Below are 4,553 nucleotides of genomic sequence, written 5' to 3'. Positions count from 1 at the left end.
ATAGCCGAATACACGTTATCTTCAACCCTGGCTAAGTTCTCATCTAGATTTGATAGTTTAGGGGAATCATCTTCAGTAGTCTTATTGTAAGATTTATCAAACTTAATTCGTAAACCATCTGATGGAGTGTTGCCTTCTGCATAAGATTCTGCATCAAATAACTGAATGTTGATATATTCTGCTTTTGATAAAGATTTTACCTCTGTTTGAGTTTGCTCAACGGCCTTCATTGATTCTTCAAATGTTACAGATGCTGGACCATTTACAGAGGTTAAAACGAAAGCCGCTTGCATAGGTTGCAAATATTGATTAGCTGATGAGGTGATTGAATTAGTACCTGCAGGTAAATCAACTGTCACGTAAGCTCCTCGCCCTCCTTGTTGCCCCACTGTTGGAGCGCCTCCTAAAGTTGGATCCCAAACGTAGTATTCAGCAGTTGAAATGTTTGTTGAAGCGGACAGTACTGTATTCATATCGACCTGAGCCTGATAGGGGTTGGCTACAAAACTAACCTCTCCTCCTACATTTGATAAAACACTCTGTGTTGTATTACCAATCAATAAGGCTCCTGTAGCTCTAAGTCTTGTATTAGTTGGAATTGCTGAGTTGCTTGTTACATTTATACCTCTATCGCCTCTAATAAATAATCTATATGGAGTTCCAGCTTCTAAAGCCTGATTGGTCGAAGCTATGGCATCCCATTGTCTCGGCACATTATTACTGAAGGTAAACATGGATGGATTACCGCTACCAGTAGCATCAAAGCCATTGGCCCCTGTAATTGAACCAGTAATATGCGTACCAAAACCTGGGTTAGGATTTTGATTATCTGTTGGGAAATTAAGTCCTGTGTTATTAACTCCTTCCTGCCAGTTACTTTGTATTGTCCCACCAGTCACAGATGAGGAAATAAACCTGAAGGCCCTTCTAGCTGGAAAGCACTGCTCTACAGTCACATTTCCTACTATGGCACCATTCACCGGAGCGACTTGTGCAGTTTTAACAGGTGTGAATGAGCAGCGTAGATATAAATTGTTATCTGTATTAAATGTTCCTTGGTCTACATATAACACGCCGTTCAAATCCATTGGAGTATCCAATGGATTATCTATTGACACAGATGTAGGATTATCTAACCTTAAGTTCTCAAAAGATCCATCCCCTGAAATCGTCTGGGCTGATGTACCATCTAGAATAACTTCACCGTCACCAGTGACTGAGCCATTGTTAATGATGTTATTCCCCACGTTTAAATCAAAAGTATCAACATTTAAGTCTGAACCTGCATCTACTGTTAAACAACTACAAGAAGCATCTTCCACCAAATTAGCACCAGAACCGGAAATAATTAATTTTTTGAATTCATCTTGAACGGTGGGTTCATTGGTAGGTCCGGATCCATTTGCCCAATTCGAGCCATCCCAAGTCACGGGTGCAATATCAGAACGTTCAAAAGTAAAGTAATCACCATCAGTAAAACTCACATTTTGGTAGATAGCAGTTGAACAAAATGCTGTTGGAGAAATACGTGTTGGACTGGTAAAATTTGGATTATCGTCAATAATTAAATCCAAATTAGTATCATTACTACCTGTTATTCTTAAGCTATTGAAATCCAGTTCAATGTCTATAGTGCCAGGTGATCCTTGTAAGTCAATTCTCCAGGTCGCATCCAACCTCAGATCGTCGGCTGTATTTGTTGAGCAATCTAACATAGCTGTATCAAATGAGGTTTGGTCTTCTATGTCACTAGCGGCTACAATGGCATCACCAGCGGCTAAAGTACTAGGGTTTAAAAATTTTATCACACCTGTTGAGTAAGTTGTCTCCTCTATAGCCGTTGCCGGGGTCTGTCTTACGCATAACAAATTAAAATCGAAATCACCTTCTGCATTGGTATCATAGGCATAAATATCATTAGCTACAGGATTGACACCATACTTAGCCATTAAAAAGTTATTAAGCAAGTCTGCTTGGTTTGGATCTATCGCAGTGTCATAGAATAAGAACTCTCCAAGTAAACCGTTAAAATAACTTCCAGCACCCACACTTCCAGACTCTAAAATATTTCCATCACCATTTTGACCAAGGCTAATATTAGCTCCGTGATCATAGAGAAACCCAACACCCGAAGTTGTACCAACTGATTGTCCATTCAAATACGTTTCTAATGTCCCTGTTGATGTAGAATTACCTGAAAAAATATTGGTCATGACGTAAGTGGTACTGGGTGTCACCGGGGCTGATACTGAAGTGAAATTCCAGGGCGAACCTGCTCCATCGTTACTCTGATTATAGGCCCCAAAGTATACTTCATTATTTAAGATATAAATGGCAACACCCCTTGTGGTTCCCCCTTCTTCGTAAATCACTTGTCTAGTACTGACATCTGTTCCTGTCTGAAAAACCAAAGAATAACTTCTTTTTTCCCAGGGCTCCCCACCAGAATTGATATCAGCATTATTTGCTATTTCAAAACTTTCGTTGTTCGCGCTGTCAAATTGAATAAAATCCTGCCCATTGATAACCTCACTCAATAGACTTGGGGAATTGGTTTGTGTGTTTGCGTCTAAAATGTTCTGTCCATTATTTACCCAAGTAGTTACATCAGTGCCATTAGCCTGATTGATGCTATTGGCTTCAAATGCAAATCTTAATTCTTGCTCAAGATCTAAACCGGCCGGAGACTGAGCGATCGTTCTATTAACAACAAGTTCAAACGTAATATAATCTCCAGCATTGATTGATAATCCAGAGAACGTAGCTTCTGTCGGGTTTACAGCGGAGGCATCTAGTATGGTTGGTGAACTAAAAGCTGAGTTATCATCTATTAAAATACTAATATCGCTCACATTTGACACATTGTTTGGAATATTAACTAAATCAAAAACGATATCTGGTGTAAAGGTGCCAACTTTGCTTATACGCCAGGTAGTTGACAATCTAGTAACATCAATGCTACTGGGACTGCAGGTAATTGGACCAACACCCGTTTGGTCTAAAAGGTCACTACCTAAGCTAAAATAATCGCTATTGTTTAAAGTTGCTGAGGTACTTAATGAAATTAAACCCGTTCCCTGATTGGTAACTTGATGCTGATCTGTTGAACTTTGTCGGTTAACACTGACCAGATTAAAGTCGTAATCCCCATTTACCGGTAAATCCTGATCGTAAATGTCATTTGAGGATAGAGTGATATCGTACTTAGAGGATAAATAATTTTCTACAGAAATCCGTTCGCTATCATTTAAATTGGTATTGTACATGATGAATTCAGCAATATCCCCATCAAATGGAAAATCTCCACTAACAGCAGATCCGGTTTCGGCATAAGTATCTCCATCTGAACCTGTATTACCGATGGCTGCTTCATTATGATTATACAAAAAACCAATGCCATTTATCGTTCCGATTAAATTTCCGTCAAGGTAACATTCTACAGTGCCTGTTGAGGTATTGTTTCCACTAAAGACGTAAGAAATGATGTAGCTGGTATTTGCTGTAACCGGTGTTTGAACGGAGGAAAACCCCCATGGTGCGGCATCGCCGGCACCACCTCCATCATCATCGTCTAAGTTCCACGCACCATAGTACAAATCACCATTAAATATATATATGTTCAAACCCCTTACTCCAGCACCTTCTTCGTAGATAACTTGACGGGAAGAAGTATCTGCACCGGTTTGAACAACGACATTAAATGTTCGCGCAGACCAGGGACTTCCACTATTATTTAAATCACTGTTGTCTGCGATTTCAAAAGCATCGTTTCCCGCAAACTGTACTGATGCGAATCCATTAGAAAAGTTTGAATTATAAATCGGATCACCTCCAGATGATAAAGCGTTTAAAGAATTTCCACCTAAATTATTCCAGGCTGATACAGGAGAACCATTAGGTAAAGCCAAATCTTCAGCAATAAACCAGAAGCGGTTTGAAGTGTCACTACCGACACCTCCCGGACCTTCTTGAGCTAAAAGGGAAGTAAAAGAAAAAAATCCTAGGATCAGGAAAAAAGTAATCTTGTTCATAATTAGGTATTTGTGAACAAAAATAGACCTAGCCCATGATTATGTTTGTAGAATTAGTTCGAAATTACCGTTAGGCGGATAATCATAGTGCCCTTTCTTTAAGCATTTTAAAAAGCCATCTTTAGTGCAGATGGCTTTTAAAATAGTATATCAATTATTTATTTGTTTATTTTCCTTATCCCCAGATAGCCTCCAACAGCCAAGCCCATAGCGATAAGACCGTTGATTGGGGCTACCGGCTCATCTCCCACATCATCATCAAAGACAGGCAACTGTGCCGATGCTTCGGTAGATAGTAATAGCATGATGAGTAATAATCCTAATAGTATATAGTGTGACTTTTGAAGTTTCATACCTATTGTTTTATAAGTTTGAAGGTTCTTTCACCTTGATTGGTTTTCAATTTGACTAAATAAATGCCTGTATTCGCCTTAAAGTCGGTTACCTCTATCGTGGATTGTCCGCTTAAGCTTTGTTTATACACCTGCTGACCCAGCATGTTATAAATCTCCAGCTCTGCAC

General features: G+C 39.3%; 3 protein-coding genes. All 3 read right to left on the bottom strand.

All coding sequences use genetic code 11. The features are described from left to right. Window positions 1–4,031 (bottom strand): LamG domain-containing protein (locus F598_RS15005; RefSeq protein WP_083925467.1); only part of this gene is annotated, 4,031 nt, incomplete at its 3' end. A 158-nt stretch (window positions 4,032–4,189) separates the two neighbouring features. After that, window positions 4,190–4,384 (bottom strand): hypothetical protein, encoded by a 195-nt coding sequence (locus tag F598_RS0114170; RefSeq protein WP_019039731.1) that lies wholly within the window; start codon window positions 4,382–4,384, stop codon window positions 4,190–4,192. 2 nt (window positions 4,385–4,386) lie between these two features. Then, complete coding sequence (locus F598_RS15835; protein ID WP_425413772.1) at window positions 4,387–4,539, bottom strand: T9SS type A sorting domain-containing protein; 153 nt, start codon at window positions 4,537–4,539, stop codon at window positions 4,387–4,389. Window positions 4,540–4,553: the final 14 nt, after the last annotated feature.

The organism is Psychroflexus tropicus DSM 15496, assembly GCF_000378765.1.
In the GTDB taxonomy this organism is placed as follows: Bacteria; Bacteroidota; Bacteroidia; order Flavobacteriales; family Flavobacteriaceae; genus Psychroflexus; species Psychroflexus tropicus.
This window is presented reverse-complemented; position numbering and strand designations above follow the sequence as displayed.